The 26,460-nt window shown below is 61.4% G+C and carries 27 protein-coding genes; 4 read left to right on the top strand and 23 right to left on the bottom strand.

Annotation, left to right across the window (positions count from 1 at the left end):
- Window positions 1–21: 21 nt before the first annotated feature.
- The 13 genes from hisC to CD04_RS0116445 form a co-directional block, all read right to left on the bottom strand.
- The gene (gene hisC, locus CD04_RS0116385) at window positions 22–1,119 is read right to left on the bottom strand and encodes a histidinol-phosphate transaminase (RefSeq protein ID WP_031408705.1); all 1,098 of its coding nucleotides are present in this window, start codon (window positions 1,117–1,119) and stop codon (window positions 22–24) included.
- Window positions 1,116–2,468 carry a histidinol dehydrogenase gene (hisD, locus tag CD04_RS0116390; RefSeq protein WP_031408707.1) on the bottom strand — a complete coding sequence of 451 codons (1,353 nt, stop codon included), beginning with the start codon at window positions 2,466–2,468 and terminating at the stop codon, window positions 1,116–1,118. Before hisD ends, hisC begins: the two co-directional genes overlap by 4 nt.
- A complete protein-coding gene (hisG, locus tag CD04_RS0116395; RefSeq protein WP_031408708.1) occupies window positions 2,465–3,136 on the bottom strand; it encodes an ATP phosphoribosyltransferase in 672 nt (223 codons plus the stop codon). Before hisG ends, hisD begins: the two co-directional genes overlap by 4 nt.
- Window positions 3,137–3,211: 75 nt before the next feature.
- Window positions 3,212–4,480 carry a UDP-N-acetylglucosamine 1-carboxyvinyltransferase gene (gene murA / locus CD04_RS0116400; protein WP_031408710.1) on the bottom strand — a complete coding sequence of 423 codons (1,269 nt, stop codon included), beginning with the start codon at window positions 4,478–4,480 and terminating at the stop codon, window positions 3,212–3,214.
- Window positions 4,481–4,551: 71 nt separating this feature from the next.
- Complete coding sequence (locus CD04_RS0116405; protein ID WP_031408712.1) at window positions 4,552–4,794, bottom strand: BolA family protein; 243 nt, start codon at window positions 4,792–4,794, stop codon at window positions 4,552–4,554.
- A gap of 34 nt (window positions 4,795–4,828) precedes the next feature.
- Window positions 4,829–5,584 carry an ABC transporter permease gene (locus CD04_RS0116410; protein WP_031408713.1) on the bottom strand — a complete coding sequence of 252 codons (756 nt, stop codon included), beginning with the start codon at window positions 5,582–5,584 and terminating at the stop codon, window positions 4,829–4,831.
- The gene (locus CD04_RS0116415; RefSeq protein ID WP_031408715.1) at window positions 5,581–6,510 is read right to left on the bottom strand and encodes an ABC transporter ATP-binding protein; all 930 of its coding nucleotides are present in this window, start codon (window positions 6,508–6,510) and stop codon (window positions 5,581–5,583) included. The genes CD04_RS0116410 and CD04_RS0116415 overlap by 4 nt, the downstream gene beginning before the upstream one ends.
- A gap of 96 nt (window positions 6,511–6,606) precedes the next feature.
- The gene (locus CD04_RS0116420) at window positions 6,607–6,918 is read right to left on the bottom strand and encodes a lipid asymmetry maintenance protein MlaB (RefSeq protein ID WP_156030365.1); all 312 of its coding nucleotides are present in this window, start codon (window positions 6,916–6,918) and stop codon (window positions 6,607–6,609) included.
- A gap of 5 nt (window positions 6,919–6,923) precedes the next feature.
- A complete protein-coding gene (locus CD04_RS0116425; RefSeq protein ID WP_031408718.1) occupies window positions 6,924–7,562 on the bottom strand; it encodes a phospholipid-binding protein MlaC in 639 nt (212 codons plus the stop codon).
- A 64-nt stretch (window positions 7,563–7,626) separates the two neighbouring features.
- Window positions 7,627–8,538, bottom strand: a complete 912-nt coding sequence (locus tag CD04_RS22130; protein WP_081858051.1) for a VacJ family lipoprotein — start codon at window positions 8,536–8,538, stop codon at window positions 7,627–7,629.
- A 4-nt stretch (window positions 8,539–8,542) separates the two neighbouring features.
- A complete protein-coding gene (gene mlaD / locus CD04_RS0116435; RefSeq protein WP_031408721.1) occupies window positions 8,543–9,022 on the bottom strand; it encodes an outer membrane lipid asymmetry maintenance protein MlaD in 480 nt (159 codons plus the stop codon).
- 53 nt (window positions 9,023–9,075) lie between these two features.
- Window positions 9,076–9,864, bottom strand: coding sequence for a lipid asymmetry maintenance ABC transporter permease subunit MlaE (gene mlaE / locus CD04_RS0116440; protein ID WP_031408723.1), 789 nt, complete (start codon window positions 9,862–9,864; stop codon window positions 9,076–9,078).
- Window positions 9,861–10,685, bottom strand: coding sequence for an ABC transporter ATP-binding protein (locus tag CD04_RS0116445; RefSeq protein WP_031408725.1), 825 nt, complete (start codon window positions 10,683–10,685; stop codon window positions 9,861–9,863). Before CD04_RS0116445 ends, mlaE begins: the two co-directional genes overlap by 4 nt.
- Before the next feature lie 209 nt (window positions 10,686–10,894).
- Here CD04_RS0116445 and CD04_RS0116450 point away from each other — a divergent pair, with 209 nt between their 5' ends.
- Window positions 10,895–11,506, top strand: coding sequence for a cyclopropane-fatty-acyl-phospholipid synthase family protein (locus CD04_RS0116450; protein WP_031408727.1), 612 nt, complete (start codon window positions 10,895–10,897; stop codon window positions 11,504–11,506).
- A 193-nt stretch (window positions 11,507–11,699) separates the two neighbouring features.
- Here CD04_RS0116450 and CD04_RS0116455 read toward each other — a convergent pair whose 3' ends face one another.
- The 5 genes from CD04_RS0116455 to CD04_RS0116475 form a co-directional block, all read right to left on the bottom strand.
- Window positions 11,700–12,446 (bottom strand): Crp/Fnr family transcriptional regulator, encoded by a 747-nt coding sequence (locus tag CD04_RS0116455; protein ID WP_081858052.1) that lies wholly within the window; start codon window positions 12,444–12,446, stop codon window positions 11,700–11,702.
- Between the two features lie 919 nt (window positions 12,447–13,365).
- Entirely contained in the window at window positions 13,366–13,671 is a 306-nt protein-coding gene (locus CD04_RS0116460; RefSeq protein ID WP_031408731.1) for an H-NS family nucleoid-associated regulatory protein, read from the bottom strand.
- Window positions 13,672–13,788: 117 nt separating this feature from the next.
- A complete protein-coding gene (locus CD04_RS0116465) occupies window positions 13,789–15,216 on the bottom strand; it encodes an NAD(P)(+) transhydrogenase (Re/Si-specific) subunit beta (RefSeq protein ID WP_031408733.1) in 1,428 nt (475 codons plus the stop codon).
- A gap of 71 nt (window positions 15,217–15,287) precedes the next feature.
- A complete protein-coding gene (locus tag CD04_RS0116470) occupies window positions 15,288–15,602 on the bottom strand; it encodes an NAD(P) transhydrogenase subunit alpha (protein WP_031408735.1) in 315 nt (104 codons plus the stop codon).
- A gap of 11 nt (window positions 15,603–15,613) precedes the next feature.
- On the bottom strand, window positions 15,614–16,735 hold the full coding sequence (locus tag CD04_RS0116475; RefSeq protein WP_031408737.1) for a Re/Si-specific NAD(P)(+) transhydrogenase subunit alpha: 1,122 nt from the start codon (window positions 16,733–16,735) through the stop codon (window positions 15,614–15,616).
- 380 nt (window positions 16,736–17,115) lie between these two features.
- Here CD04_RS0116475 and CD04_RS25355 point away from each other — a divergent pair, with 380 nt between their 5' ends.
- The 3 genes from CD04_RS25355 to mnmA all read left to right on the top strand — a co-directional run bounded on the left by CD04_RS25355 (window position 17,116) and on the right by mnmA (window position 19,205).
- Window positions 17,116–17,355, top strand: a complete 240-nt coding sequence (locus tag CD04_RS25355; RefSeq protein ID WP_031408741.1) for a hypothetical protein — start codon at window positions 17,116–17,118, stop codon at window positions 17,353–17,355.
- Between the two features lie 208 nt (window positions 17,356–17,563).
- Window positions 17,564–18,064: an NUDIX hydrolase gene (locus CD04_RS0116490; protein WP_031408743.1), complete on the top strand. Its 501-nt coding sequence runs from the start codon at window positions 17,564–17,566 to the stop codon at window positions 18,062–18,064.
- Between the two features lie 10 nt (window positions 18,065–18,074).
- A complete protein-coding gene (gene mnmA / locus CD04_RS0116495; RefSeq protein WP_051849358.1) occupies window positions 18,075–19,205 on the top strand; it encodes a tRNA 2-thiouridine(34) synthase MnmA in 1,131 nt (376 codons plus the stop codon).
- Window positions 19,206–19,257: 52 nt separating this feature from the next.
- Here the strand turns inward: mnmA and CD04_RS25360 are convergent, their stop codons facing one another.
- The 5 genes from CD04_RS25360 to CD04_RS0116520 all read right to left on the bottom strand — a co-directional run bounded on the left by CD04_RS25360 (window position 19,258) and on the right by CD04_RS0116520 (window position 26,297).
- Window positions 19,258–19,791 carry a metal-sensing transcriptional repressor gene (locus CD04_RS25360; RefSeq protein ID WP_369792853.1) on the bottom strand — a complete coding sequence of 178 codons (534 nt, stop codon included), beginning with the start codon at window positions 19,789–19,791 and terminating at the stop codon, window positions 19,258–19,260.
- 307 nt (window positions 19,792–20,098) lie between these two features.
- A complete protein-coding gene (locus CD04_RS0116505) occupies window positions 20,099–20,323 on the bottom strand; it encodes a DUF2892 domain-containing protein (RefSeq protein ID WP_031408750.1) in 225 nt (74 codons plus the stop codon).
- Window positions 20,324–20,416: 93 nt separating this feature from the next.
- A complete protein-coding gene (locus CD04_RS0116510; RefSeq protein ID WP_031408752.1) occupies window positions 20,417–23,707 on the bottom strand; it encodes an efflux RND transporter permease subunit in 3,291 nt (1,096 codons plus the stop codon).
- A complete protein-coding gene (locus CD04_RS0116515) occupies window positions 23,700–24,806 on the bottom strand; it encodes an efflux RND transporter periplasmic adaptor subunit (RefSeq protein ID WP_031408755.1) in 1,107 nt (368 codons plus the stop codon). Before CD04_RS0116515 ends, CD04_RS0116510 begins: the two co-directional genes overlap by 8 nt.
- Before the next feature lie 42 nt (window positions 24,807–24,848).
- The gene (locus tag CD04_RS0116520) at window positions 24,849–26,297 is read right to left on the bottom strand and encodes a TolC family protein (protein WP_051849359.1); all 1,449 of its coding nucleotides are present in this window, start codon (window positions 26,295–26,297) and stop codon (window positions 24,849–24,851) included.
- Between the last annotated feature and the right edge of the window lie 163 nt (window positions 26,298–26,460).

Genomic DNA, 26,460 nt, shown 5'->3' on the forward strand with positions numbered 1-26,460 from the left:
GTGCTGCATCGTCATGCGATGTTAACTAAGAACCGCTGGCGTGCCCTGCACAATACCGGCCAAGGCTTGAAGCAATGCCTCGCATTGCGCATCGGTGCCGACGGTGATGCGCAGAAACGGCGCAATGCGCTCGGGTTGCCGGAAATTGCGCACCAAGATGCGCTGCTCGCGCAGCCTGGCAGCAAGTTCCGCGCCATCGCGCGTGGGGTGGCGCGCAAACACGAAGTTGGCAGCCGAGGGCAAGACCTGAAAGCCCAGCGCGCGCAACCCGGCGGTGAGCTGGTGACGGCTGGTGACGATGCGCTCGCGTGTATGCGCAAACCAGGTCTCATCCTGGATTGCAGCGATCGACCCGGCCATGGCCAAACGGTCCAGCGGGTAGGAGTTGAAGCTATCCTTGACGCGCGTGATTCCCTCGATGAGCTCCGCAGAGCCCAGCGCATATCCAACCCGCAGGCCAGCCAACGCGCGCGCCTTCGACAGCGTGCGTATGACGATCAAATTGGGGTGACGGTTGATCAGCGTCGCAGCGGTTTCGGCGCCAAAGTCCACATAGGCCTCATCGACCACAACGACAGCATCCGGGCACCCCGTGAGCAACCGAGCGACCTCTTCGAGCTCCAGCGCGATGCCTGTCGGTGCATTGGGATTGGGAAAAATGATGCCGCCCACGCGACCCTCGGCGCACACAGCAAGGTAATCGTCCACCACGACGCGAAACTGTGCATCCAGCGGCAGCTGGCGTGAAGAGATCCCGTACAGACGCGCGTACACAGGGTAGAAGCTATAGGTGATATCGGGGAACAGCAGCGGAGCCTCATGCTTGAGCAGCGCGTGGAATGCATGGGCCAGGACTTCATCGGAGCCGTTACCGACGAAAACCTGCTCCGGCTGCAGATGGTGGTGTGCGGCAATCGTCTCCTTCAGTGCCCGCGCATCAGGGTCCGGGTACAGCCGCAGGTCTTCGCCCGCAGCCTCGCGAATGGCCTGCAGCACGCGAAGGCTGGGGCCATATGGGCATTCGTTCGTGTTGAGTTTGATCAACCCCGTCAGCTTGGGCTGCTCCCCAGGAACATAGGGGGTGAGGCCATGCACGACGTCGCTCCAGTACTTGCTCATGGCTCGCCCGCTTGCGTCTGCTCATGATCGAGTCGCATTTCGGCTGCCCGGGCGTGCGCCTGTAGGCGTTCACCGCGTGCGAGCACCGATGCCACGCGCCCCAGCCGCTGCGCGCCCGCGTGGCTCACCTCGATAAGACTGGTCCGCTTGATGAAGTCGTACACCCCAAGTGGCGAGGAGAAGCGTGCAGTGCCCGAGGTGGGCAGCACATGGTTGGGCCCGGCGCAATAGTCGCCGAGTGACTCGGAGGTGTAGGCGCCAAGAAAGATCGCACCGGCGTGGCGAAGACGCTCGGCTACAGGATGGGGGTCAGCCGCCGACACTTCCAGATGCTCTGGGGCGATCCGGTCGGCCAGCTCACCCGCTTCCTCCAGGTTGCGCACGCGGATCAACGCTCCGCGTCCAGACAGCGAGGCCGTGATGATTTCGCGTCGGTCCATGCCAGGCAGAAGGCGGCGGATCTCATCAGCCACCATGTCGATGTACGCGGCATCCGGGCACAGCAGGATGCTTTGCGCAAGTTCGTCATGCTCGGCTTGGCTGAACAAGTCCATGGCTACCCATTCGGGCGGAGTCGTGCCATCGGCAATGACCAGGATTTCCGACGGTCCGGCGATCATGTCGATCCCGCAGACGCCGAATACACGGCGCTTGGCCGCAGCCACATAGGCATTGCCGGGCCCGGTGATCTTGTCCACCTTGGGAACCGTAGCCGTCCCAAACGCCAGCGCCCCAACCGCCTGTGCGCCACCAATCGCAAATGCGCGGCTTACACCGGCAATCGCAGCGGCAGCCAGCACCAGGGGGTTGCGCTCGCCACCCGGGGTTGGCACGACCATCACGATTTCCTGCACCCCAGCCACGTGCGCGGGAATCGCATTCATCAACACGGAAGAGGGATACGCTGCCTTGCCACCAGGCACATAGATGCCCACACGATCCAGCGGCGTGACCTTCTGGCCCAGAAGCGTCCCGTCTGCATCACGGTACTCCCAGCTTTGCCCCACGTGCTGCATCTGCCGCAGGTGGTAGTCACGCACGCGCTGTGCGGCATACTCCAGTGCTTCACGCTGCGCCGCGGGAATCTGCGCGAGTGCAGCCCGCAGTTCACCTTGCGAGATTTCAAGCGCGGCCATATCAGGCACATCGAGACGGTCGAAGCGACGTGTGTACTCGAGAACCGCAGCGTCGCCACGCTCCCGTACAGCAGCCAGAATGTCACCCGCGCGAGCGTCAATCTCGCCATTCTCTTCAGCCATGCGTGCGAAGAGCTCGGCATACTGCGCCTCAAAGTCCGGTGAACTGGTGTCCAGCCGGCGCAGCAATAGGTCGGATGCGGAGGTGTTCATGCGTGCGGGGATGCGTCGAGAATCGTGGCGGCTTCGCGCAAGCCGTCCACCAAAGGTTTAAGCGCGGCGGTCTTGGTCTTGAATGCTGCTTGGTTGACAATGAGCCGCGCCGAGATGTCCCGGATCGGCTCCACTTCGAGAAGCCCATTCGCCTTGAGGGTGCCACCGCTGGAGACGAGGTCGACGATGGCATCCGCCAGGCCAATGAGCGGCGCGAGCTCCATCGACCCATAAAGCTTGACCAGGTCCACATGCACGCCCTTTGCCGCAAAATGCTCACGCGCCAGATGTACGTATTTGGTTGCCACGCGCAGGCGTGCCCCCTGGCGCACAGCGTGGGCGTAGTCGTAGCCCTTCGGGACCGCGACGCTGAGGCGGCAGCGGGCGATGCCCAAATCCACTGGGCGGTACAGTCCGTCGCCTCCTTGAGCTGCGTCAGCCTCAAGCAGCACGTCCAACCCCGCCACGCCGAAGTCCGCTCCGCCATAGCGCACGTAAGTCGGCACGTCGCTTGCGCGAACCAGAACCACGCGCAAATCAGGACGGTTGGTGGAGAGAATCAGTTTGCGAGTGGACTCGGGGTCTTCGGCCACGGTGATCCCGGCACGTGCCAGCAGTGGCAGCGTGTCGTCGAAAATTCGTCCTTTGGACAGCGCAAGTGTGAGCATGATGACGAAAGATTACTGGATGCGGGCAGGTTTGCGCACAGCAGGGTGATGGCGGGCGATCGGGCCAGACCGCATTCAGCTGACGCGCGCGATGCGCGCGCCCAGAGCCGCCAGCTTATGCTCCATGCCCGCGTAACCCCGGTCAAGGTGATAGATACGCTCAATCACGGTCGTGCCTTCAGCCGCAAGCCCGGCAATCACCAAACCGGCGGAGGCGCGCAAGTCGGTGGCCATCACGGTTGCCCCTGAAAGCCGCTCGACTCCCTGCACCACGCAAGTATTGCCTTCGATGGCAATGTTTGCGCCAAGGCGCACCAGTTCCTGGACATGCATAAAGCGGTTTTCGAAAATGGTCTCGGTCAGATGTGCGGCCCCCATGGCCAGGCAATTCACGGCCATGAACTGCGCCTGCATGTCGGTGGGAAAGCCCGGGTATTCGGATGTACGCACCGAAACCGCCCGCGCACGGCCTCCAGGCATGGCGTCAGCCTGCACACGCACCCAGTTGGCACCGGTGGTGATCCTCGCCCCGGCCTCGCGCAATTTATCCAGCAGGGCGTCCAGATGCTCGGGCACGCAGCGCCTCAACGTGACATCCCCGCGCGTGGCCACTGCCGCACACAGAAACGTGCCAGCCTCAATGCGGTCAGGCACTGTCACATGCTCGGCGCCCCGCAGCCGCTCGACGCCCTGGATGCGAATGCGTGAGCTTCCGGCGCCTTCAATGCGCGCACCCATCTTCACCAGCATCGCTGCCAAGTCGGCCACCTCGGGTTCCTGCGCGGCATTTTCGATCACGGTTTCACCCTCAGCAAGGGCTGCGGCCATCATCAGGTTCTCGGTACCCGTGACCGTGATCATGTCAGTACTGATGCGCGCACCCTTCAATCGTCCGCGAGGCACGCTGGCAACGATGTCACCGTGCTCGACTTGCACCTGCGCGCCCATTAGCTGCAACCCCTTGATGTGCTGATCCACCGGACGAGCGCCGATTGCGCAGCCACCCGGAAGGCTCACACGGGCGTGACCAAAACGCGCCACCAGCGGCCCCAAGACAAGCACGCTGGCGCGCATCGTTTTCACGCGTTCGTAAGGCGCCTCGCACACCGTGATGCGGTCGGCTTGCAGGCGGATGCGTTCCTCGCCCCTGTCCACCTGCATACCCATGCCGGTCAATAATTGGCTCAGGGTTCGCACGTCCATGAGCTCCGGCGCATTGAGAAGCACCACCGGCTGGTCGGTCAGAAGGCTGGCGGCCATCAGCGGCAGCGCCGCGTTTTTTGCGCCGCTGATCTGCACGTCGCCATGAAGCGGGCGCTCGCCCTCAATGCGAAGTTTGTCCATGAGAATTGGGTTGGCTAGCCCGGCAAGGCCGGGCCAAAGCGGGCAATTTTAGGCGGCGTGCGACCAGCCGCTTATTGCTCCAGTGGTTCGTCGGGTGCCAGGGTGCGCATCGATAGCGCGTGAATTTCTGCGCGCATGCCTTCGCCCAATGCAGCGTACACGAGCCGGTGCCTGGCCACGCGCGAGAGCCCAGCAAAAGCCGGGCTGACGATCGTGGCGAAAAAATGGCGGCCATCTCCCTGCACCTCCAAATGCGTGCATGTCAGGCCAGCTGCGATCAAATCGCGCAGGTACTCAGGGGTGGGATGGGCCATGATGTCTACCATAACAATGGTGAATGCCAATGAATCAATTGCGCAATTTATACCCGCGATGAAGCCATGCCCAGGCGACGCCGCCACAGATCGCATTGCCTATCAGCGCCGCCGCCAGGCAGATCCAGGGTGAGATGTCGGATGCTCCGAAAAAACCGTAGCGGAAGCCATCGACCAGATAGAAAAAGGGGTTGAAGTGGGACACGCCCATCCAGAATGGCGGCAGGGACTTGACGGAGTAGAAAACGCCCGAGAGAAAAGTTGCCGGCACGATGATGAAATTCTGGAAGGCCGCCATCTGGTCAAACTTTTCCGCCCAAATACCGGCGATGATGCCCAGCGCTGCCAGCATGCTTGCGCCGAGAACGGCGAACACGACGACCCATTGCGGGTGGTGCCATTGCAACGGCACAAACCACATCGTCACCAGAAGAAGTCCCATGCCCACAGCCAGACCGCGCACCACAGACGCCCCGACATAGCCCACAAACAATTCCCATGACTTCAGCGGCGACAGCAGCACGAACACGAGGTTTCCGGTGATTTTGGACTGGATGAGCGAGGAGGACGTGTTGGCAAAGGCATTCTGCAGCACGCTCATCATGGCCAGGCCCGGGATGAGAAAGGCGGTGTAGGGAACGCGTCCAAACACCTTCACGTGCGCAGCCATCGCATGCGAGAAGATGAGCAAATACAGCAGACTGCTGAGGACAGGAGCCGCCACGGTCTGCAGACTGACTTTCCAAAAGCGCAACAGCTCCTTGCGAAACAGGGTGGACAGACCAGTCACGTTGAAGCCCCGAGCTGTGGAAGCTGATGCGGCCCAGCTCCATTCATGATCTGCATGAATGCATCTTCCAGATCTGCGCGGCGCACTTCGAGTTCGTCCACTGCACACCCCCCCGCGCGCAGCGCGGCGAGGATGCCTTCAACCTCTGCCGCGTCGTGGACCACACACCCCACACGGTTGCCATCGCGTTTGCAACGTACGGCCAACTCCGAAGGCAGGGCTCCGGCCACCAAGCGAAACAGCATCTGTGTCGAGGCGAAGCGCGACAGCAGCGCGGATGTGGAATCCAGCGCCACAATGCTGCCAAGCTTGAGCATTCCAATGCGGCTGCACAATGCTTCGGCCTCTTCCAGGTAGTGGGTCGTGAGCAGCACCGTGTGGCCCTGCCGGTTGAGCTTGGTGATGAACTGCCAGAGACTTTGGCGCAGCTCCACATCCACCCCGGCAGTTGGCTCGTCCAGCACAATGACCGGAGGCTTGTGGACCAGCGCCTGCGCCACCATGACCCGGCGCTTCATCCCCCCAGACAGCGCGCGCATGTTCTGCCCTGCTTGCGCAGTGAGACCAAGATGGTGCAGCAGCTCGTCAATCCAATCGTCATTGCTGGCGAGGTCAAAATAGCCCGATTGCAGTCGCAGTGTCTCGCGTACGCTGAAAAACGGATCGAACACCAGCTCCTGCGGCACCACGCCGAGCAAGCGCCGCGTGGTGATGGGATCGGCACCGACGTCGTGCCCAAGCACCTGGACTTGGCCTGCGCTCGGCCGCGCAAGCCCGGCAAGCATGCTGATCAGCGTTGTCTTGCCCGCGCCGTTGGCGCCCAGTAGCCCGAAGAACTCGCCCTGCTCGATCGACAGGCTCACCCCGTCGACCACGGCGCGGTTGGCATAACGCTTGACAATGGAATCAAAGCGGACTGCAGGGATCGTAGGGGAGATTGCAGGCAAGGCAGGATGACGACTGGGCTGGGAGGCAGATGTGGGTCGACCCCGGACGTGCGTGCGGGACGGCGCCGTGACGCCTCAGGGGCGCAATGGTTCGGTGGGTACGTTCGCGATTGGCTGGCTCTGGCCCAAAGCGAACTCCATGCCGTAGGCCACGGCAAGATGCTCGAGCCGCGGCGGCACCCGTCGCAGCTGCACAGGACGTGCCCCTGCATGTCGCCGCAACTCAAGCAGGACGGCGAGGCATGACGAATCAAAGGTCTGCAGCGCAGCGGCGTCGATGATCCAAGCCTCTGCCCCTTCACCGTTACCCAGGGCCGCAATCGCCGTGCGGGCAACCTCGCCCGCCTCCATCACGGTGACTTGGGGCGGCAATGCAAATGTGGTCACCACGCTCAACCCTGCCCTCGGCCACCTTGGGCCAATTGCTTGTTGCGCGTGTCCAGCGTCTGGATCAGGCCATTGATGCCTTTTTGCCCGATTTCCTGAGCGAACACGCCGCGGTAGTTATCCACCAACCAGATACCCATGACGTTGACGTCCGCAATCTTCCAGTCGCTGTCAAGCTTGACTAACCGGTAGTCAAGCTGAACAGGTTCGCCGTTGTTCATCACGCGGGTGCGCACCACGACGTTGGTGGCATCGGGCGAGGCGCGAAATGGCAGGTATTCGATATGCTGGTTCTTGATCTGGGTCACAGCACCTGAATAGGTGTGGATGAGCAGAAGCTTGAACTGCTGCTGAAGTTCCTTTTTCTGCTCGGGCGACGCTTGTCGCCAGTAGCGGCCAACCGCTGAAGCCGTCATGCGTTCGAAATCGACGAAGGGCAGAACCTTGGACTCCACCAGCTGCATCACCTTCTGCGGATCGCCAGACTTCAGCGCAGGGTCGTTGTTCACCGCATCCATGACGGACTCGGAAAGCTTTTGGATGACCTGCACAGGCGCCGGCGTCTCGGCGCGCGCAGCAGGCGCTGCCAACAAGCTCAAGGCGACAAGCGGAAACAGGAAAGCGGCTTTAATCGTTCGAATCATGGTGTTCTCCGGAATGCCCGACTCCATGGCTTTAACGGGCCAATGGGCCGAACGATGACAGGGTTCAGGGCCGCGCAGCCGAAGCGGCCGCATCCGGCCTCGATGCGGGGAGGCGCGCCTTCTGCGCGGCTTGGCTTGCTGTCGCAGGAGGCAGCACTCCCGAATCGGGCGCCGCGTCGCTACTTGCACTCTCGCCCCCGTTGGAATAGTCACCGCCTTCGTCCATCGGCCCCGGTGAAAGAACGCCCTCGCTGCGCACAGCCTTGACCTGCGCCTTACGCTGCTGAAGATACGCGTCACGAGTGAAGATATACGGGTCGAGCGCAATTTGCTCCAGCAAATCAGTCGTACTCAGCAGATTGGCGCGCGCATTGACCAGTTGCAGGACCGACGCCCCATTGCGCACGGCAACATCATTGGTGGTGTAGTTGAATGGGGCGTAGTAAATGCCCACGCCGACTCCGGCCGTATCGCGAATCGTGCTGGGGCCCAGCAGCGGAATAACGAAATATGGGCCGGAGCCAACGCCGTAGCGCGCCAGGGTCAACCCAAAGTCATTGGGCTGTTTGTACAAGCCCATTTCCGTCGAGATGTCGAGCACGCCAAAAAGCCCGAACACCGTGTTGACTCCGATGCGCATGAACCCGTTGAGCCCCTCGACAACATGACCCTGAGCGAAATCGTTCGCCATGGACCATACATCGCCCAGATTGCCAAAAAAGTTCGTCACGCCGCGGCGCATTGGCGTCGGCACAACGTTCTTGTAGCCTGTGGCTACCGGCTTGAGCACCACCTTGTCCACGTTCCGGTTGATGGTGAACATGGCCCGGTTGTAGGGTCTGAGCGGGTCCTGGGGGTTGTTCGCTGCGCAGCCGGCAAGCAGGCTGGCTGCCAGTGCAAAACCTAGCACGACACTCGTGCGTGACCGCGTCGACGTGGACAGGGCAGATGAACCAGTCGTCAATATGTGCTCCATGTTCTCATTTCGCGCCCGGGTTGCTGGTACCCGACGCCGCTTTGTTGTAGAGGAACTGCCCAATGAGATTTTCAAGCACAACCGCCGATTGCGTGTTTTGAATTACGCCGCCATTGTGTAGATTCTTTTCCGAGGCGCCTGGGTCGAGCCCGATATATTGGTCCCCGAGCAAACCGGATGTGAGAATCTTCGCCGAGGTATCGGTGGGGAACTTATAGCGCTGATCCAGCGCCAGCGTGACTTTGGCCTGGAATGTCTGGTTGTCGAACTCGACGTTGGCCACGCGCCCGACGACCACCCCCGCGCTTTTGACCGGCGCGTCGACCTTCAAGCCGCCGATGTTGTCGAACTGGGCGCTGACGTCATAAGTCGGCCCGAAATTCAGACTGAGCAGATTGCCGGCCTTCAGTGCCAGAAAAAGCAGGGCCACCGCGCCAATCAGCACGAACAAGCCTACCCATACGTCAATTTTCTTGCTTTCCATGCATGCTCCTATCGGTGTGCGCCAGGGTTTTGCAACAGCTCACACATATGCATTCAGGTGCTGAACATCAGCGCCGTCAAGATGAAATCCAGCCCGAGCACGACCAGCGATGCAACCACCACGGTACGCGTTGTGGCGCGTGAGACGCCCTCGGGAGTCGGCTGGGCGCGCCAGCCTTCGTAAAGGGCGACGAACGTAACAGCCACGCCGAACACCACACTTTTGATCACGCCGTTACCCACGTCGCTGAACACGTCCACGCCGCTTTGCATCTGCGACCAGAACGCCCCGGAATCGACACCGATCATCAGCACGCCGACGACGTAGCCTCCGACGACGCCCACCGCACTAAAGACGGACGCCAGCAGCGGCATCGTGAAAATGCCTCCGATGAAGCGCGGCGCCAACACCCTAGACAGCGGGTCAACTGCCATCATCTCCATTGCTGAAATCTGCTCCCCCGCCTTCATCAGCCCAATCTCGGCCGTGAGCGATGTACCTGCGCGACCTGCGAACAGCAGGGCTGTAACGACGGGGCCGAGCTCGCGCACGAGTGAAAGGGCGACAACCAAACCAAGCGAATTGGCCGCGCCGTAGCGCGACAAGGTGTAGTAACCCTGCAAGCCCAGCACGAACCCGACGAACAGACCCGATACAGCGATGATGGACAGTGAGTAGTTACCCAGGAAAAAAACCTGCTGAACAATGAGCTTCGGCCGCAGCAAAGCGCGCGGAAGCAGCACTGCAAGGCGCAGGAACAGGCGCAGCCCGTACCCAAGGTCTGCCAGCAGTCGCCGGGTACCTGCACCGATCGCGCCGAGGAAACCAAACACCGAGTTCATGGCCGAGCCGCCGATTGGCCAAGGAAATCCGCCTGCAGGGGCTGCGCAGGATAATGAAAGCTCACCGGCCCATCGGGCTCGCCCCCGACGAATTGATGCACCAGCGGGTCGTGGCTCGCACGCAGTTCATCCGGACTGCCCTGAGCGATGAGTGCTCCATTGCCGAGGATGAAGACCCTATCGGCAATCGCGAACGTTTCATCGACGTCGTGTGAGACCACAATGCTGGTGAGCCCCAGTGCATCGTTGAGAGTGCGGATGAGTCGCGCAGAAATGCCAAGCGAGATGGGGTCAAGACCAGCGAAAGGCTCGTCATACATGACGAGCGCAGGATCCAGCGCGATGGCGCGCGCAAGCGCCACCCGCCGCGCCATGCCGCCAGAGAGCTGCGCGGGGTAAAGATCGCGCGCGCCTCGTAGTCCCACCGCATTGAGTTTCATCAGGACCAAGTCCCGGATCATGCTTTCGGGTAGCCGGGTGTGCTCGCGCAGGGCGAAGGCAACGTTTTCAAACACGGTCTGGTCCGTGAACAGCGCCCCCATCTGGAACAACATGCCCATGCGCCGGCGCGCGGCGTAAAGTTTGGCATGGTTCATTGCGCCCACATCCTGACCGTCGAATCGCACCGAGCCGGCTGTGGCGCGAATCTGCCCGCCAATCAACCTGAGCAAGGTGGTCTTGCCGCCGCCTGAGGCGCCCATAACCGCGACGACTTCCCCTGGCATGACGCGCACGGAGACTTTGCGCAGCACAAGGCGCGCGTCGTACCCGAAATCGACAGCGTCAAGTTCGGCGAGGGGCTGCAAGGTGGTTGACGACATGGGTGAGAAAGGGTGAGTCCGGGATAACCCGGATCGAAGCGTGCATTCTATTGAGGTGTGGGCACGGCGTCAGGACACGCTTCTTTCCGCTCCGAGTCGGGCCCTTGAGGCGATGGCTCGCCGCTGAAGCGCTCGTCAGGGCACAATGCAGTCATTGATTGATGCGGACGCCCAATGGCTCCGCCTATGGTTGAAGGACGCGTCCCCTCATGGTTGGCCCTGATGTATCTTTTTGGCAACGCCTGTTCGAACAGCACACAACGCCGTGGGATCGAGGAGGGCCCAGCCCTCAACTGCGCGCGTGGCTGGAAAGCGCGGCGTTGCGGCCTTGTCGCATCCTGGTGCCTGGCTGCGGAAACGGCCACGAAGTGCTGCTCCTTGCGGCAGCAGGTTTTGAGGTCACGGCCCTGGACTACGCTCCGGCGGCTGTCGAGCATGTCAAGGGCCGCTTGTTGAAGGCGGGCTTGCAGGCCCGTGTCACCGCGGCCGACGTGCGCGAATGGATCCCGGACACCGCATTTGACGCGGTGTACGAGCAAACCTGCCTTTGCGCCCTGCACCCCGATGACTGGACGGTCTACGCAGCCCAGCTACACCGCTGGCTCGCCCCGGACGGGCAGCTGTTTGCCCTGTTCATGCAGGCGCTCAAGCCTGGCGCCGCCGGTGGATTGATTCAGGGGCCTCCCTACCATTGCGACATCCATGCCATGCGGGCCCTCTTTCCCGCCTCGCGCTGGCGCTGGCCGGCACCACCGTACCCGCGCGTGGATCATCCCTCGGACATCCATGAAATCGGGGTTATCCTCACACCCAGAAGCTGAACGAACTCTCCCGCCGCTCAACGCATAGCGTTGTCGCGGGAGTTTCGCGGGTCAAGGATCCAGAAATGAGCGGAGCAACAGGCGAAAACCGGCCGCTTGACACCGTCCTGCCCGGACGAGTTCGCCTCGGTGACGCTGCGCGTCGGGCCGGGCCAGGAAGGGGAATACGCGAGCCCATGTTCAACGCCAAATTTCAACAGGCTTGGCTACTCTGGGCGAGTTCTCTATTGCGTCGCTGCAACCTTACCGCCTCGGGCAGGATCGATGTGAACGCTTGCAGAGCGTGCGCGTCGGGAACCTCAATGCCCCCATACCGCAGGCGCAAAAGACCCAGACCCGATAGTCGCTGCAGCGCCTGATTGACGCGCTGACGGGACAGTCCGCATAAGGCGCCCAGCTCTTCCTGGGTAACGCGCAACAGCTGCCCGACGGCCGGGTATAAAACCGGGTGGAACATCGCGGCCAACGTATGTGCCACGCGTTCGTCGGACCCTGCGAGCCGGTCAACCCGCATCTGTTCGGTGATCTGATCCAATCGCTCGGTGAGCCGATTGACGATCGTGCGGTTGAATGCGAAGCTGCGATCAAGCAGCCAGAAAAAAGTCTCGGCTGGAAGCAGGCCGACATGACTTTTGCGCAGGGCGATGACGTCGCAGTTCCATAAGCCGCGCTTGAGCAAGGCGCCCTCACCAAACCAGCCACCGGGCGCCACACCGGTGCACGCGATCGTCTTGCCAGCCAGCGACACAGGGGCCATTTTCACCAGCCCGCTCAGCACACCGACCCAGTGCTCGGCTTGGTCGCCGCGCCGACACACGGCATGGCCAGCCTCAACGACCTGCACGCGCAAGTCCTCATGCACCCGTGAACGCTCGCTGTCCAGCAGATCCCCCATCCACTGGCAGGACTGGTTGAGTTCCGCGTAGTCCTTGGGCTTCATAGTTTTCGATTGTCGTTTTGGTGACAAATATGAGGCAAATTCCGCTTGAAATATCGTCACTATCTGTAAACAGTTCAAGCAAATGCCGCAAAAAGACAAACAATGAGGACAATCATGACGTTTATGGCAAAACTACCGGCAAGCCGCCAAACGGAGCACAATGCCTTCTCAGGCTGTAACCGAACGAAGCGAATCGCCTGCTCACATCCCGTGCGGGCGCCTCACAAACACCACGGGCCAATCACGCGGCAACCAGCTGCTGAGGCCAGCGCGGGTGCGATGGCTGCACGAAGAGGCAAGGCCTCTTGCGCACCCGCTCGCTGCCTCGACGCGCGAGAAATACACCGAACTCTCCCGCCGCTCAGCGCACGGCGTTTTCGCGGGGGTTTCGCGGCTCAAGAACTTCGTCTCGCCCCGTTGCCAGGCAAAGGTTTGGGTCTCGCCGCCACACCCGTTCCAGGCGTGTGCGCATCGATGAGAACCACCGGTGCGCTGCTCTGATCGCGCTGCATGTGTGCCCGCACGGCTTGAGCGCCTCGGGAGCGACTTCCCAGCACGCCGAGCGGCGTGGCGGTCGAGCTTGAGCCTGACTTTGCGGCGTTGCAGCGCTGTGAGTTGACCCAGCCAAGCGCGGAACAACAAGCGAAAGCCGCCCGCGTGCCCCCTCCTGCCCGGACGGCTTCGCCGGTGCGACGCTGTGCCCCGGGCCGGGCGAGGCAGGGGAATGCGCGGGCACATGTTCAGTGGTGCAGCAATGCCGACAACAGCTGGACCCTGCCGACGCATATCTCAGGAGGCAATAGGCGCCGCCTTGAGCGCGCTCCGTCTTGAGATCGCAGAGCAAGCCAGCAATCTGCCCGTCATCACGCCTGCCGCGAAAAAATGGCGCGGGCGCCACGGCAGTTCGAATCATGCGCACTCATCCGCCAATAAGGAAGTCTTCCCTACGCTTGCCTGCGCTCACTTCGCGTTGCAGCCACTTGGGCATCTTGCCACGACCCGTCCAAGTATCGCCCGTGCTTGGGTTGCGATACTTCGCGGCCACCCTCGTACCTTTGCTGCGTGAACCCCGCGCAGCAAATCCCAGATCGCTCAGGTTGATGCCGTATTCCTGCATCTTTGCGCGAATATCCGCGACAACATTCGCAATCTCCGCCTTGCGCTGAGATTCAGCTTGCTGTCGCAGCATTTCAATTTGTGAGAGCAACTCTTTATAGGACGACATGGTGCGACCTCATTTGGTTATGAACAAGAACAATAAAATACGCATGCATCCATGCTAATTGAAAACGCAGACAATAAAAAAGCCGCCCAATGGCGGCCTTTTCCTGGATCCCGACAGCTATTCGATGCCCTTTGTAATGTCTTCAATGACTTTTTTGGCATCACCAAACACCATCATCGTTTTATCCAGATAAAACAAATCATTATCCAGCCCTGCGTAACCCGTGGCCATGGATCGCTTGTTGACGATCACCGTCTTGGCCTTGTAGGCCTCGAGAATTGGCATGCCGGCAATCGGGGACTTGGGATCATTCTTCGCAGCCGGGTTCACCACGTCGTTGGCTCCAAGCACCACGGCGACATCGGCTTGGGCAAACTCGGGATTGATGTCATCCATCTCGAAGACCTGGTCATACGGCACTTCGGCCTCCGCCAGCAACACGTTCATGTGCCCCGGCATGCGCCCCGCCACAGGGTGAATCGCGTACTTCACGTTGACGCCCCGCTCGACCAACCTTTGCGCCAACTCCTTGAGCGCGTGCTGTGCACGGGCAACAGCCAAACCATATCCCGGCACGATGATCACGCTCTCGGCGTTGGACAGCAAGAACGCCGCATCGTCGGGGCTTCCCGACTTGACGGAACGCTGGGCCCCGCCAGCCGCCTGCGCCACGCTCACCTCACCGCCAAAGCCACCGAGGATGACGTTGAAGAACGATCGGTTCATCGCCTTGCACATAATGTAGGACAGGATCGCACCGGAGGATCCGACCAGGGAACCGGCGATGATGAGCATGCTGTTTTCCAGCGAGAATCCGATGCCTGCGGCCGCCCACCCTGAGTAGCTATTGAGCATGGACACGACGACGGGCATGTCGGCACCGCCGATGGGAATGATGATGAGCACACCAAGGGCAAAGGCCAGCACCAACATCAGCACAAAAGGCGTCCATTGGGCTGTCGCCCAAAATCCGAGTCCCAAGCCGACCGTCGCAATCGCAATGAGCAGATTGATCCAATGCTGCCCCGCAAAGCGCACCGGTGCCCCCTGAAACAGGCGAAACTTGTATTTTCCTGAGAGCTTGCCGAATGCGATGACGGAGCCGCTGAACGTGATGGCGCCAACGATCGCTCCGATGAACAGCTCGACGCGGTTGCCCAGGGGAAGGGCGTCACCCGCTGCGGCGACAATGCCAAATGCATGCGGCTCGGCCACTTCGGCCAAGGCAATGCACACCGCCGCCAGACCGATCATGCTGTGCATGAAGGCGACGAGTTCGGGCATCTTCGTCATCTCCACGCGCTTTGCCATCGTCGCACCGATTGCACCGCCGACAACGAGTGCCACCAGCACATAGGCCAGCCCTGCGGCTCCGGCTTCCCCACCAATCTTGACGATGAGGGCCACGGTCGTGAGCACGGCAATCGCCATGCCCGTCATGCCGAAGAGGTTGCCGCGCCGACTCGTTGCCGGGTGCGATAAGCCCTTCAGTGCCTGGATGAAGAAAACCGAGGCGACAAGGTAAAGGAGGGTGACCAGATTCATGCTGAGGGTCATGACAAATCCTTGGGCGTACTCGTGATGTGTGGGGTCGTCATCCGTGTCTCAGGCATCGTTCATTCCGCCTTCTTGACCGGAGCGCGCTCTTTCTTCTTGAACATCTCAAGCATGCGCCGCGTAACCAGGAAGCCCCCGAACACGTTGACGGAAGCCATTGCCACGGCCAGCATGCCCATGACTTTACCCAGGGGCGTGACGGTAAGCGCCGCAGCAAGCATGGCGCCAACGATGATGATGGCTGAGATGGCATTCGTCACCGACATGAGGGGCGTATGCAGAGCGGGCGTGACGGTCCACACAACGTGGTAGCCGACATAGATGGCCAGCACGAAGATCGTGAGATTGATCATGAATGGGGAAATATCGTGCATGCTCGGCTCCTTTAAGCTGACTTGCGCTTGACTTCGCCGCCTGTGGTCATCAGGCAGGCCGCAACGATGTCGTCGTCCAGATTGACCACGAAGCCTTTGTCCTTGTCGAGGACAAGCTTGAGAAAGTCGAGCACGTTGCGCGCATAGAGCTGCGACGCATCGGCGGCCACAAGGGCGGGGAGATTGGTCTCACCCACGATGGTCACGCCGTGCTTGACCACAGTTCGGTCCCGCTCGGTAAGCGGACAATTTCCGCCCTGGCTTGCAGCCATATCGACAATCACGGACCCTGGTTTCATGCCCATCACCATCTCCTCGCTCACGAGCACAGGCGCGCGCCGTCCGGGAATGAGGGCAGTGGTAATCACGATGTTGGCCTGCTTGACACGCTCGGCCACGAGCCGTGCCTGGCGATCCAGCCAAGCACGGGGCATGGGACGCGCGTAGCCGCCGACCCCCTGCGCGATCTCGCGCTCTTCGTCGGTCTCGAACGGCACGTCGATAAACTTCGCGCCGAGGGACTCCACCTGCTCCTTGGCTGCGGGGCGTACGTCCGAGGCTTCCACCACAGCGCCCAAGCGCTTTGCAGTGGCAATGGCCTGTAACCCGGCCACGCCAGCGCCGAGGACGACCAGGCGTGCAGCCTTGACCGTACCGGCTGCCGTCATCAGCATCGGCATGAAGCGGGGGTAGAGGTTTGCGGCGACGATCACGGCTTTATACCCGGCGATGTTTGCCTGGCTGGACAGAACGTCCAGACTCTGCGCGCGCGTCGTGCGAGGAGCGGCTTCCAGCGCGAAGGCGGTGAGGCCAGCTGCAGCCAATGCCTGCAGGCCTTCGGCGTTGAAGGGCTCGAGCATGCCAACGACGGCAGCCCCGGGCTTCATCAGCACGAGCTCGGATGCAGCAGGGCTGCGCACTTTGAGCACAAGCTCGGCACCCATTGCCTCCGCCGCGCCCCCGATCTGGGCGCCTGCTGCAACGTAGTCGGCATCCAGAGCCCCGGCCGACTGGCCGGCCCCGGTCTGCACCAAAACCGTGTGCCCTTGGCCCGCAAGCTTCTTGACCGTCTCAGGGGTCGCTGCCACGCGGGCTTCACCTGGCACAGTCTCAGCCGGTACGCCTATGCGCATGAGGTTCTCCTCAATGTGGGAAAGAATTGTGAACAATCAACGCTGCTATTGTCGCTGATGCTGATCATTTGCGCGGCAGACCTCCCCGTTCACGTGGAGCAAGGATAGCGCGGATGCCACAGGCATCCATCTTCTCTTGAAGTGGTGCCCGATTGGCTGTATATTCAACCAGCCATGGAGCGACTCCAGGCGTTCGAGTTCGAGCTGCGTCCGAATGGGCAGCAGCAGCGCCAGATGCGCCGCTTCGCGGGCGCGTGCCGGTTCGTGTTCAACAAGGCGCTGGCGTTGCAGAAGACGAACCACGAGGCGGGTGGACGATTCATCAGCTATGTCGACATGGCCAGGCATCTGACGCCCTGGCGCAATGGTGTGGAGACGCCATGGCTCAAGGATGCGCCAGTCCATTCACTGCAACACGCGCTCAAGGAGCTGGACCGCGCTTACACCAACTTCTTCGCCAGGCGCGCGGACTTCCCCGCTCCAAGAAGAAGGGCCAACACGACAGCTTGCGCGATCCCGACCCGAAGCAGATCAAGCTCGACCAGGGCAACAGCCGCATCTTTCTGCCCAAGCTGGGGTGGCTGCGCGACCGCAACGCCGGGATGTACTCGGCGCAATGAATATCCTGGCGTGGGGACACCGCGTTGCAGCCCGTGAAGAGGTGGCGCATTCAGGCCCCTCGATGAAGCAGGAATCCACCGAAGCGACTGCGCAGGACGTCACTCATGCGTAGCGGCTTAGGAATCCCTGTCCTTCCCGCGCAAGCGGTGGCCACAGGCCAAGGGCGGGATGGATGTCAAAATGCAACCCTTTGCAAGGAGTTCATGCATGCGTCAAGTCTGGAAGCCCAGTGTGACGGCGGCCGCCATCATTGAGCGCGACGGCCGTTTTTTGCTCGTCGAGGAACACACGCTCGAGGGTCTGCGTCTGAACAACCCGGCTGGGCATTTGGAGCCAGGTGAAAGTCCGATGCAGGCGGCGGTACGCGAAACCCTGGAAGAAACCTGCTGCCAGTTCACGCCCGACGCACTGGTCGGCGTTTATTTGTCGCGCTTCCAGCGTCCGGGCGAGGACGTGACCTATCTGCGCTTTGCCTTTCGCGGCAGTATCGGCAGTCCGATCGCGGGTTGTCGGCTCGACGACAACATCGTGCGCACCGTCTGGCTCACTCCTGGCGAAGTCCGCGAAAGCCAAGCTCGGCATCGCAGTCCACTTGTTTTGCAATGCGTGGAAGACCATCTGGCTGGCAAATGCTATCCGCTCGATCTCGTGACAACGCACCCCAGTGTTCAGGCGCTGCAGGGCGCGAACAGCCAGGCAGCCCTCTAAAATCCTCACCATGACATCTTCCAAGCTCCGCGTCGTCGTTGGCATGTCCGGCGGGGTTGATTCGTCCGTGTCAGCATGGCTGCTCAAACAGCAGGGCTTCGAGGTCATCGGCTTGTTCATGAAGAACTGGGAAGATGATGACGATGATGCTTACTGCTCGTCACGCCAGGACTGGCTTGACGCCGTGAGCGTTGCCGACACGATCGGCGTCGATATCGAAGCGGTCAATTTCGCAGCCGAATACAAAGATCGGGTTTTCGCGGAATTCCTGCGCGAATACTCGGCGGGACGCACACCGAACCCTGACGTCCTGTGCAACGCCGAGATCAAGTTCAGGGCTTTTCTCGATCACGCGATGCACTTGGGCGCTGACAAAATCGCCACAGGCCACTATGCCCGTGTACGGGAGAGCGCGCAGGGTTTCGAGCTCCTGCGCGGCCTCGATGCGACCAAGGACCAGAGTTATTTTCTGCACAGGCTGAACCAGGCGCAGCTCTCCCGCACGCTGTTCCCGGTGGGTGAATTGCCCAAAACCGAGGTTCGGCGCATCGCCGCCGCAATCGGCCTGCACAATGCCCGCAAGAAGGATTCCACGGGGATCTGCTTTATTGGGGAGCGGCCGTTCAGGGCTTTTCTCAACCGCTACCTTCCGACCCGACCCGGACCGATGAAAACCGCGGACGGCAGCGTTGTGGGCGAGCATGTCGGATTGGCCTTCTACACGCTGGGGCAGCGCAAGGGCATTGGCCTGGGAGGCAGCCGGGATGGCAGCGGCGAACCTTGGTTCGTGGCCCGCAAGGACATGCTTAGCAACACCTTGTACGTGGCTCAGGGGCACCATCATCCCTGGCTGCTCAGCCGCGCCTTGCGCGCCAGCAACACGAGCTGGGTGGCGGGACGCCCACCAGCCAGTGATCAGGTTCTTAGTGCCAAGACACGTTACCGGCAAACCGACAACGCCTGCCAAATCCATCGCATGGAACCGGGCGGCTTCACGCTGACCTTCGACACCCCGCAATGGGCCGTCACGCCAGGTCAATCGGCCGTCATTTACGCCGGAGAGGTCTGTCTCGGGGGCGGGGTGATCGATGAAGTCATCAATGCACCGGTGGATGCGGCGGCGTCGGTTCCGATCGCCTGAGACGGCTGCGACCCACGCTTGCCAAGCAATCGCGTCCTTTCGCGAAGCCCGGTTAAGTCATGCGCGCAAGAAGCGTTTCCATTTCTTCCATCATGGCATCGAGCCTGACTTTCTCGCCGGGGCCGCCGTCCATCCGCGAATCAAGCTCCTGCTCGATATAGCACACGGTCATGCGCACGAAAGTACTGTCCAGCGCCTTGCGTACAGCCGAAAGCTGTTGAGCCACCTTAAGGCAAGTCTCGCCCTCATCGATCATGCGCTGCACTCCGCGCAGCTGGCCTTCGGCACGCTTGAGCCGATTGAGAATGTCGGTTCGCGACGCCTCGTTGGTGAGAACGGACATGATTGGCTCTCCAAGATCCTGAGTTGTGGTCGAAATGCTGCGCTTGTTCATCGCGGCGATCACCTCATGATACCCAGCTGGATTCGCCTGCGCACGAGCGTGCGCAGGCTCCCGCGCCAACGAAACGCCGCCACCCGAGCGGCGACTGACGACCATGTTGGCCCAAGCGGTCAAAATTCGGGCATGCGCCAAGCCCACGGTCACGGCAGCAATCGTGCCGGGGCCGTGTATGAAAGTGATCAAGCGCGGCCGCTCCTTGGCCGGGCTCGTAAGCGACAAAGCATGGCCCCGCGTCACTCAAACAGCGCGCATGCTGATGGGATCCGAAGCGCCGCCGTGTCTGCGAAACGTGGCGCCCTTCCGCAGCTGCGCAGCCGATCAAACCTTGTCGCGCGCGCACTCCCTCCGCGGGCAGCCAACACAAATCATTCGGCGTCGGGATAGGGGCCATGGTGGGAATTGTCTTGTCGGGCGATCGCCCATCAAGTTGAACATCCCGCTCGGTCAACGCTTGGGGCTGTGCAGCGGAGCGCCCATCCGGATCGCACTCTCAGGCGCCGCAACTCAATTTGGACTCGGGAACCCCGAGCTTCTTGAGAATCAGCCCAAGCGGGCAGAAATTCGTAAAGCCAAATTGCAGCAAATTGGCGCCGACAAAGGCCGTGAGCAACAAAAACCATTCAGATACGAACAGGGGACTGCCCTGAACGCCGAGCAGCAGGGACAGCAGGATAAAAGTTCCCGCAAAGATTCGGATATAGCGTTCAACGGTCATGCAAGGCTCCATGTGGACGAATTCAAGAATTATCGACAAAATAGTGCAAACCCGCCGGAGTATCAAGAGCGGCTTGCCGCGGTGGGTCCTAGCTCAGTTCTGTTGTGCAGCCGGGGCCTTCACACGAATCTGCCAGATGTAGTACATCAGCGGGATCACGATCAGCGTGAGCATGGTTGAAATCAGCGTGCCGAAGATTAGGGACACGGCAAGTCCACCGAAAACCGGATCGGTGATCATGATGGCCGATCCGAAAATGATGGCAAGGGCGGTGAGAAGAATGGGACGCAGCCGCACAGCACCCGCCTGTGCCACCGACTCCTGCAAGCTGTAGCCGCGGGAGCGGTAATCCAGGATGAAATCGATCAGCAGCAGGGAGTTGCGCACCACGATACCTGCCAGCGCGATCACCCCGATCATGGATGTGGCCGTGAACGATTGGTGGGTGATCCAGTGGCCGGGAAACACGCCGATAAGCGTGAGGGGAATTGCCCCCATGACGATGACCGGCAATAGGAAGGATTTGTAGTACGCCACCAGAAGCAAGTAGATAAAGACCAGCGCCACCATGAAGGCCGAACCCAGGTCGCGGAACACGTCCAAAGTCAGGCGCATCTCGCCACCCCAGAGGAGCTGGTAGCCCTTGAGGTCAGAAGCAGGCGTCTCGGAAAAGCCGAGATTGCCTGTGCTGAATGTGGTGCCGTTGGCTAGCTTTTTCCCATCCAGCATGGAGTTCAGGCTCAGCGTTGCGTAAACAGGGCTGGAATGAATCATTTCCCCGCTCACATACACCACAGGATGCTGATCACGGCTGTAAATGGGCCTTGCCAGAGACGTCTTCTCGACCGTCGCAATGGCCGAAAGCGGAATGACCTTGCCCTGCGCATTTTGAATCGGCACGTCCAGCAGTTGCTGAGGGCCCTGGCGCTCGGTGCGCGGGATGCGCACAACGATGTTCACCGGCTCCAGCGCGTTCCGGTCATGCACAGCACCAACCTTGAGCCCCGAGACGTAATCATGAAGGAGCTGGATGATCTGTCCAGGGACGATACCTGACAATGCGGCCTTCTGCCGGTCCACCTTGATCCGATACTCGGATGTGGTCGCGGTAACGGAATTGTCCTGATTCATCAGGCCGTACACCCGATCGAACGCACCCAGCATGCCCTTCGCCGAACTGCGCAGCACATCGTAGTCAGGGCCATACAGCTCTGCCATGACCTGCGCGCGCACCGGTGGTCCGGGTGGGGTTTCGAACAACTTGATGATGGCGGCCGGGAAACGGGCCCGGACAGGGGCGAGCTGCGCGTACAGCTTCTGCACGATGGCGTGGGACGAGATGCTGCGCGCATCCTTGCCCACAAGGTTCACACGAATCTGGGCGAAGTTGTCGCCTCGCTTGAGCGGGTCGCCGCGCACCAACGCGGCAAAGTCAACTGGAGCCGCCTCGCCGACAAAGGTCTGATAGTCGAGCACGTCGGGATTGCCGCCCAGCACGTTACCCACAGCTCGTGCCACCTCGTCCGTGCCCTCCAAGGACGAACCTGCCGGAGTGTCCACTTGCACAAGAAATGTGTTGGTATTGTCGTTTGGCAGCATCTTGAGTTCCACACCCAGGCTGGAAAGCGGTCCGTTCATGCCCGCGGAGCGGATGAACTGCCAGGCAGGCATCAGCATGGCGCCAATGAGGAGAAGCAAGACCGCCAGCAGCATGACGTTGCGCTTGGTGCGGCTTTTCATCAGTGGAGTGAACAGGCGCAAATAGACCGTATGGAGCCGGTCTGCCTTGTGGGTGCCGTCGTCCTCAAGCGGCTCGGCACGGGCCAGCTCCTCGCGCGCTGCCTTTTTCGATAGCCACACCCGCGCGGCCCAAGGCACCACCATATAGGCAAGCAACAGTGAGGCAATCATGGCCACCGGCACATTGATCGGGATTGGGCGCATGAACGGCCCCATCATCCCGCTCACAAAGGCCATCGGGATGAAGGCGAGGATCACGGCCAGCGTGGCCATGTTGGTGGGGTTGCCGATCTCGTTGGTGGCGTCGATGACCGTGGCAACGAAATCGCGCTTGGCACCATTGTGCAGATGGCGGTGAATGTTCTCAATCACCACGATGGCGCCGTCGACGAGCAGGCCGAGCGACAGGATGAGCGCAAACAAGGTGATGCGGTTAATGCTTTGGCCAATGATGAGGTCGACCGTGAGCACGGCAAACAGTGTGAGCGGCACGGTCAGCGTCACGATGCCAGCCTCGCGCCATCCCAGGAACAACCACAGCAGCAGCGACACACTGAGGATGGCAATGCCCAAATGCTCCACGAGTGTGTTGACAGCCTCGTTGGCCTTGTGCCCGTCGTTGCGCGTAATGGTCGCATAGACGCCCTGCGGCAGGGCGTAGGCTTTGATCTCGTCGAGTTTCTTCAGGACATCGTTGACCACGACCACGGCGTTTGCACCCGATTTCTTGGCGATGGACAGCGTCACAGCGCTCATCTCCTGGCCACGTGGCTTGCCTTTGGCCGCTGCCCCCCAGGCAAAGTGGGAAAGATCGTCGGTCTCCTCGGGGCCTTCCTCGACGCGCGCCACGTCCTTCAGGTAAACCGGCTTGCCATTGGGTGCACCAATCATGATGTCCCCAACCTGCTGCGCGTTGCCCAGGAAGCTGTCCAGGCGTACTGGGGTGACATGATTGGCGTCCACCACGTTGCCGATGGGCGCCGCAACATTGCTGCCCTGCAAAATCTTGTCCAACTGCTCCAGTGGGATGCCCGCCGCAGCGAGCTTGGATGGTGAAATCCACACATTGACCGCGCGCGGTGCGCCGCCAATCACGTCCGTGAACGACACGCCGGGCACATTGCGCAGATGTGCCAAGACCTTCAAGCCCACGTCACGCAGCTGCACCCCGTTCATCGATGCCGACGACAGCGTAATGGTCAGGATCGGTACGTCGTCCACATTAATCGGTTTGACGATCGGCTGCATGGCCCCCGGGGGAATGCGGTCGAGGTTCTGCATGAGCTGGTTGTACATCTTGACGAGGCTCTTCTCCTGGTCCTCGCCCACCTTGAACTGCACCGTCACGACGCCAAAGTCATTGGTGGCGTAGCCATAGGTGTGGTCCACCCCGGACATTGAGGCCATGATGGCCTCAAGCGGTTTGACCACCAGGTTCTGAATCTCCTTGGGGCCAGCCCCCGGTTTCGCCACAATGATGTTGGCTGCCGGGACGACGATCTGGGGGTTGTACTCGCGCGGCGTAACCAGCAACGCCAAAACCCCGACCAAGGTGAGGGCCACCATGATCAAGGCCGTGATCTTCGACGAAATGAAGATGCGGGCAAGGTTGCCCGCGCTGTTCAAAGACGCGCGCTCAGCCACGATTGCCTCCGGCGATCTTCACACCGTTTTCGACCTCGGAAAGATTGCTGGTGACGATCTTGTCGCCCGGATTCAGGCCGGCCTGCACATCCACCATGCCGCCGGCCACCGCACCCAGGCGCACGAGCCGGAAGTGAGCAAGACCCTTTTCGTCGACGACAAACACGCCAATCATGCCCGCGCGATCGACCACTGCACGTTGCGGTATGCGCAGTTGCGGCGAGCTCCCAACGGCAAAGCCCACGCGCACAAAGCGCCCGCTCTCCAATCCGCTGGTGGCCGGCAGGTCGATTTTGACGGTGTGCGTGTGGCTCATGGGGTCGGCCACGGGCACTGCCTGTGCAATGGTTCCGGCAATGGCCTTGTCACCCGCGAAAACCTGCACCGTCTCACCAAGCTTGATGTCGTGGAAAACCGCGCCCGGGACCTGCGTTGCGGCCTGTAACCTGCCTTGACCTTCAATCACCAGGACGGGCCGGCCAGGCGTGGCCAAATCGCCGGCGTTCGCCAGCTTCTGCACGACGACGCCAGAAATGGGGGATGTGACCGAGGCGTAGCGCATTTGGGAACCAGCCGTGTTGTACCCGGCCCTGGCCGCGGCCACCTGCTCCTGGGCGACTTGGTACCGTAGCTGGATCTGCTCCCATTGTTGACGCGGGATAGCCTCCTCCTTGTACAGATTGCCAAAGCGCTCGTAGTCGGCCTTGGCGTTGGCCAGATTGGCCTGTGCCTGCGCAAGCCCGGCACGCGCCTGCGCCACCTGACCCTGGATGTCCGCCGGGTCAACGCGGAACAGCAGTTCGCCGGCCTTGACCGTCTGGCCTTCCTTCACGCGCAGCTCAGCGATGTACCCCATGAGGCGCGATGCGACTTGGACTTGGTTACTTGACACCACGGTGCCCGACAGCAGCGTGAGGTTTTGCTGGCTGCTGGGTGAGAGCGTGGACGTCTCGGCGGCAACCGTCCGCGGCGCTTGGGCGACAGTGGACGGCTGGTCGCTTTGATGGCTGCAGGCAGAGAGCAGTACAACAACTGCAAACAGAAGCGCTGCGGGATTGCGTGCGAGTCCGGGCTGGATGCGCGATGGAACGTGGGTCATGATGTTCTCGACTGAGTTGTCGGCCGTAGGAGGCGGAGGAATTCAGGGTTGGGCGAAAGGCGCTTTCGAACTCGGGCCAACGTGCACCGGGTCGCCGCTCGCAACACCCGGCGGCGCCGCGGTTGCAACCTCCACGCTGTCGAGCGTGAGCTTCCCCAGCGCCAACAGCAGTGCCGCACGCTCCATGTTGATCTGGTTGCGCGCCAAGAGAAGGTCCGCCCGCGCCTTGTCGATCTGCGCCTGCGCGCCCTGCATCTCGAGCAGGGTGCCAACACCATTGGCGTAGCGCTTGGTCACGATGCGGGCGGCCTCCTCGGTTTGCTGCACCGCAAGCTCGCGCGTGGTGAGCTGGCGCTCGGCATCCATGGCCTTACGGTAGCTATCCTGAATCTGCATGCCGAGTTCATTCTCGGCTGCCTGCAACTTGGCTTGCATTTGCATGCGTGCGGCGACCGCCTCATCCACTCCCTGGCGCGCCACGCCGCCGTCGAACAAGGTCCAGGTCAATTGCGCACCAACGGTGTAACTGTGAGCGTTGAAGCCCAGTGTGGGGTCGTTCGTGTCAAAGCGTGCGAGCGCCCCCACCTGCGGATACAGGTCCGCTCGCGCGACTTCCACCTTGCCGCTGGCCGCGTCGATCTGTTGACGCAGCGCCAGGATCTGCGGGTTGCGCTCCAGCGCCTGGCCGACCCAGACGCCTGGGGTGCCAGCAGGCATGCTCACCTTGACTTCGGGTCCGAGTTCGATCGGCTCGGCAAGCGGCGCCCCGAGCACCACGTGCAGCGCATCCATCGCTTTGGCCTCCATGTCCGCTGCCTGCTGTTTCTGCAACTTCACGTCTTCCAGATGCACTTCAGCCGAAAGCAGGTCACTCTTGATCACCACCCCCTGCTTGTAGAGGTTTTCCACGGTCCGCACCTGACTTTGCGCCGCCTCCAGCGCCTTGGCCGCCACGCCCTGGAAGGCGCGCGCCGTATAAACACCGTCGTAAGCTTGCAGTGTCTGGGCCGTGATTTGCTGTTGCGCCGCTTGGTCGCCCGATTGCGCTGCCAGCAGCATGGCCCGCGCTTGCTGCATATAACCTTGCAGCTTGCCACCCGTGTACAGCGGGATCTGGGCCTCGAGCCGGGTATTGAAATTGTTGACGGCGCCGGGATAGTTAAGGTTGTCGGGTGCAATGTTCAAAGCGCCCGGCAGGGCCGGATTGAACTGGCCGGCACCGAAGTCATTGAACGTTGCCTGGCGCTGCGCCAGCTTGATGCCGAAGACATTGAGCGGGTCGTTGGTGCGGGTAGCACCTGCCGTGGCTGTGATCTTGGGCAGGCGCGCACCTTCGGCTTGGGCCACGCCAGCTTTGGCCTGCGCAATTTGGGACCGCACGGCGAGCAGATCGGGATTCTGCCGCAAGGCAAGATCAACGGCCTGGCGAAAATCCAGGGTCACGGCACTGGCCCAAACGGGCCATGCAGCAACCAGAACCACAACCCCCATTCCAATTCGGCTTTTTGAGCGACGAGCCATTTGGGAACCCCTGTTTGGACGAATCGGCAAACGGACCTGCATTCCAGCCCGCTGCAGCCAGCCTGCTGCATGAGAGCTCTGACCAAGCATAGCCCTCCACGCGAGAGCTAGGTCTGCCGCCATATACTGCCGG

Source organism: Thiomonas sp. FB-Cd (assembly GCF_000733775.1).
Classification (GTDB): domain Bacteria; phylum Pseudomonadota; class Gammaproteobacteria; order Burkholderiales; family Burkholderiaceae_C; genus Thiomonas_A.